The organism is Novipirellula aureliae, assembly GCF_007860185.1.
GTDB lineage: Bacteria > Planctomycetota > Planctomycetia > Pirellulales > Pirellulaceae > Novipirellula_A > Novipirellula_A aureliae.
This window is the reverse complement of the sequence record NZ_SJPY01000024.1, coordinates 1-3,736: the sequence shown is the minus strand read 5'-3', so window position 1 is coordinate 3,736 and position 3,736 is coordinate 1. Positions and strand designations below refer to the sequence as shown.

Genomic DNA, 3,736 nt, shown 5'->3' with positions numbered 1-3,736 from the left:
GTGGTTTGAGGTGTGAACGAAGTAAGAAGCGTTTCATTGTGACCGATCGAGAGATCGAGATCACGGCCTGGTCAGCAGGATTCTCCAGCCGACTCGCCTCAAACCACGGACTTCATGGATTCTTTATCCGTGCTATACTTTACGAATGCCTGAGATTTCACGTTTTCTTGGTGTCATCGTCCGGATGTATTATCGCGACCATGCACCGCCACATTTCCATGCTTCTTACAGTGACTATGAAATTACCGTGGAGATCAATACTGGTATCGTTGAAGGACGGTTTCCACGACGAGCACTTTCTGCGGTTCTTGAATGGCATTCTGAACATGTCGACGAACTTCGTGAAAATTGGAATCTCGCTCGAAACGAATTGCCGCTTGAGAGAATCGAACCTTTGGAGTGACCTATGCTACACGTAACGTTTGCTTCGCACCTTGGCGGACATCGTCTTCATCTGTGCTTCAACGACGGCACCGCTGGTGATATTGATTTAGCGACAAACTTGGACGGACCAATCTTCGAGCCGCTTCGGAATGTGGAATACTTCGCCAATTTCGACCTTTCTGGTCCAACGCTGGAATGGCCCAACGGTGCGGATTTCGCTCCCGAGTACCTTCGTGACCTAGTGCTAGATTCGGCCTCTGTAACCCATGCGGACGGATAACCGTCCGATCAACCGTAGTCGGCCACGAGCGTTTACACTGTGGTCAGCGTTACTCTGGCCGACGCGGTTATCGTCGGCGTTGAACTTAATCAACTCGTGATCGTTGTGATCGATGGTTGCTCGGTCACCGCAGAGCGATGGCGTGCTTTAAGTGACCGTGCATCTTGGTTGGCGGTTGTGACGCTATTCTGACTTGTCAGCGGTGACACTTTTTGGTTGGACCTCTTTTGACTTCCCTCTCTCGGAGTCTCTTCCTCTGATGGACGCTGGTCCCTTCGTTACGGTCGTAATGGCGGCAAGTGTTCGGATATACAAATTCGTTGCCCGGATAACTCACTAAAGTGAGCAAGTGCGTTCGTTTACCCAAGTAGTCTTGGTTGTTTTGATCGCGTTAGCCGAAGATGGCCGATGCGGTGACTCCTCGACTCTTTGTAAACGGGATCGCTATGAGTGTCCTTGCAAGTCCGCCCGCTGCGGCGACTACCAGTTTTGTCACCGCAGGGCGGGAGAAGCTCGGGCAGACGCCAGAAGTGACGAAAGATGTGACGGTTGCTTCGCTGCTCAAGCGGTACGCACCACAGTATGTCAAGAGACACGCCGCTGCGGCGGTCCCCCAAGTGCAAAGCACCAACGAAGTTTGAAGAGTGAAGTTTGAAGAGTGAAACAGTGCATCTTGACTGGCGTTTCACCCTTCACCCTTCACCCTTCGAAAGATCGTCATTGTCCGCAGTGTAGTGGTGCGAGGCGGGCTGATTGGCTCGATTCGACGTGCGAGTTGCTGGTTCCCGGTGTGACCTATTTTCAAGTGGTCTTTACGCTGCCTGAAGAACTCTCAGCGTTGGCACTGGGGAACCGCCGAAAGATCTACAATCTACTGTTTCAATCTGCTTGGGAAGCCCTTCGCGGCCAGATCGCCAAAGAGCAAGGTTTCGAGGCCGCTGCCGCGATGGTGCTGCATACTTGGAATCAGAAACTCGATGCGCACGCGCATGTGCATGCGTTGGTCCCTGGTGGCGGTCCATCGTTGGACCCCTTGCGTCCTGGTTGGATCAAGAGCCGCAAGCGGAGGGGGAAACCTTCTTCCGCTTCGTACTTGGTTGATGCGAAAGAGCTTCGCAAGCGGTATCGTGACGTTGTCTTGAAAGGGCTGCGTCAACTACGAGAGAAGGGCAAGCTCAAGCTGGAGGGTGATTTCAGAGCGTTGCAGGATCAAGCAGGCTGGGACGAGTGGCTGAGTCGATTCGAGCACAAGACCTGGGTGTCATTTATCCAAGGGCCGCCAAACGAGCACTGTCGGCCCGAACACGTCGCGAAATACCTGGCACGTTACATGACGGGTGGCCCGATCAGTGATCGTCGTCTGATTTCACACCAGGATGGGAAGGTGCAATTTTGGGCACGCGTCGGTAACCAGACAGGCGGCGGCGATGGCCGTGCTGCCCCGTACACACTGAGCGGAATGGAGTTTGTTCGTCGCTGGTCGATGCACATTCTGCCCAAGGGTTTTACGAAGTCGCGGCGTTACGGCGGTTACAGTAACCACCATCGTAAACGCTATCTGCAAGCGTGTATCGCGTTGTTGCCGGAGGAGGAGACGCCGATTCCCGTTGCCGAGGAACAGGCGACGCTAGAAGGACTGGTAGAAGAGTTGATACCGCAGTGTCCACATTGCGGCGAGATGATGGAATTGGTGAGGTCTTCCTTCAAGCCGACATGGGGCGAGGTGATGTCGAGCAATTATTGTCCAAGGTGGTATCAAGATGGCTAGCAGCGAGAGTGGATTGCCCCGGCCATCACAACAGAGGCCACCAACGCAAGGATGCAGATTCCGATCCGAGGAATCGGTAGTTGTTGCCTGCGCCGAGATTGGAAATCAGAGGCAAAAAGTCGTGATTGAGTCTTCGGGCGTCGAGTCGATGGCTGGACAACTTGCAATCGGCGTGGTGATGGCATTAGAATATCGGTGTGGCGGGGTCCGTCGCGTGGATTGATTCCGCATACGTTTTCCCACGGTCGACGATCACGAGTCGACAAAGCTCAACGCACATTCTATCCGACTTACATCCGTGCTTCTTGGCGGGCAATGCTCTTTCGGCTAAACTGGAGGTCCAGGAGCCTAACCATGACCATCGCCGAAATTCTACCACAAATCCAGCAATTGCCTGACGCCGAGAAACGGCGACTCGTGGAACTGCTGACCGCTGAACTGCAAAGCCCTAGCCAAAGTGATTCTGCGCTTCCCTCCGAGCCACTTCCGATTTGGTCGCCGCATGATTCCTACCAGGCCGCTTCTGACCTTCTCGACTTTGCTCGCAAGAACGGTGTCGGCTGATCGTGGCTTCACCCATCCGCATCGCCTACACGTCGATGGATTCGCGACTTGGAGACGCGAGCCTGATGCCATATGTTTCCGCCCGGCTAGATCACGCTGCAAGGCTTGTGATGCAACCGGTCTTGTTGATAGCGGTGCTTCGGTTAACGTCCTACCCTTCCGCCTCGGTTGCGAACTTGGGCTTGACTGGGACCAGCAGACGACACCGATCCAACTTTCGGGAAACCTTGCTGACCGCGATGCTCGTTCGGTACTGTTGGCTGTGGACATCGTCAATCTTCCTCCTGTCGATCTGGTTTTTGCGTGGTCGCAACGCAATGGCGTCCCATTGATTTTCGGACAAACCAACTTCTTCATGCAATTTGACGTTTGCTTCTTCCGCACTCGCGGCTTCTTCACGGTTTCGCCACACGATGACGGATAACCACCCGATCAACCGCAGTCGGCCACGACCGTTTACTCTGTGGTCAACGTTAATCGGGCCGACGCGGTTATCGTCGGCGACTATGAAGTCCGTGGTTTGACCAGTGGCGACCGGCCGCTTTTTTGAAAGATTTCTTGCATTGGATGTTTTGTGTTCATTTCTTTGTGGTGAATCGGTGGTAGCGAGCTCCGGCGAGCGATCTGCTATTGATGACTTGGCTTGATTCGATTGGGTACTAAACGACTATTCGAGATGTCGATGCCTTGACCCAAAAGGGTCGGTCCTTGACAGCATCGTCTCAGCATTCCTTACAGGA

7 protein-coding genes are annotated in these 3,736 nt (G+C 53.9%); all 7 read left to right on the top strand.

All coding sequences use genetic code 11. The features are described from left to right. Positions 1-145: 145 nt before the first annotated feature. Positions 146-403 (top strand): DUF4160 domain-containing protein, encoded by a 258-nt coding sequence (locus Q31b_RS27555; protein WP_146602893.1) that lies wholly within the window; start codon positions 146-148, stop codon positions 401-403. 3 nt (positions 404-406) lie between these two features. Next, entirely contained in the window at positions 407-664 is a 258-nt protein-coding gene (locus tag Q31b_RS27550) for a DUF2442 domain-containing protein (protein WP_146602892.1), read from the top strand. Positions 665-703: 39 nt separating this feature from the next. Continuing rightward, on the top strand, positions 704-856 hold the full coding sequence (locus Q31b_RS28760; RefSeq protein ID WP_197172534.1) for a hypothetical protein: 153 nt from the start codon (positions 704-706) through the stop codon (positions 854-856). A gap of 254 nt (positions 857-1,110) precedes the next feature. Continuing rightward, positions 1,111-1,305 carry a hypothetical protein gene (locus Q31b_RS27545; RefSeq protein WP_146602891.1) on the top strand — a complete coding sequence of 65 codons (195 nt, stop codon included), beginning with the start codon at positions 1,111-1,113 and terminating at the stop codon, positions 1,303-1,305. Between the two features lie 17 nt (positions 1,306-1,322). After that, on the top strand, positions 1,323-2,432 hold the full coding sequence (locus tag Q31b_RS27540; RefSeq protein ID WP_146602890.1) for an IS91 family transposase: 1,110 nt from the start codon (positions 1,323-1,325) through the stop codon (positions 2,430-2,432). A gap of 354 nt (positions 2,433-2,786) precedes the next feature. Continuing rightward, positions 2,787-2,996 carry a hypothetical protein gene (locus tag Q31b_RS27535; protein ID WP_146602889.1) on the top strand — a complete coding sequence of 70 codons (210 nt, stop codon included), beginning with the start codon at positions 2,787-2,789 and terminating at the stop codon, positions 2,994-2,996. Beyond that, positions 2,986-3,420 (top strand): hypothetical protein, encoded by a 435-nt coding sequence (locus tag Q31b_RS27530; protein ID WP_197172531.1) that lies wholly within the window; start codon positions 2,986-2,988, stop codon positions 3,418-3,420. Before Q31b_RS27535 ends, Q31b_RS27530 begins: the two co-directional genes overlap by 11 nt. Positions 3,421-3,736 lie beyond the last annotated feature (316 nt).

Coding starts and splice junctions, on each gene's coding strand:
- Q31b_RS27545 (WP_146602891.1), top strand. CDS start 1,111: ATGAGTGTCCTTGCAAGTCCGCCCGCTGCGGCGACTACCAGTTTTGTC.
- Q31b_RS27550 (WP_146602892.1), top strand. CDS start 407: ATGCTACACGTAACGTTTGCTTCGCACCTTGGCGGACATCGTCTTCAT.
- Q31b_RS27535 (WP_146602889.1), top strand. CDS start 2,787: ATGACCATCGCCGAAATTCTACCACAAATCCAGCAATTGCCTGACGCC.
- Q31b_RS27555 (WP_146602893.1), top strand. CDS start 146: ATGCCTGAGATTTCACGTTTTCTTGGTGTCATCGTCCGGATGTATTAT.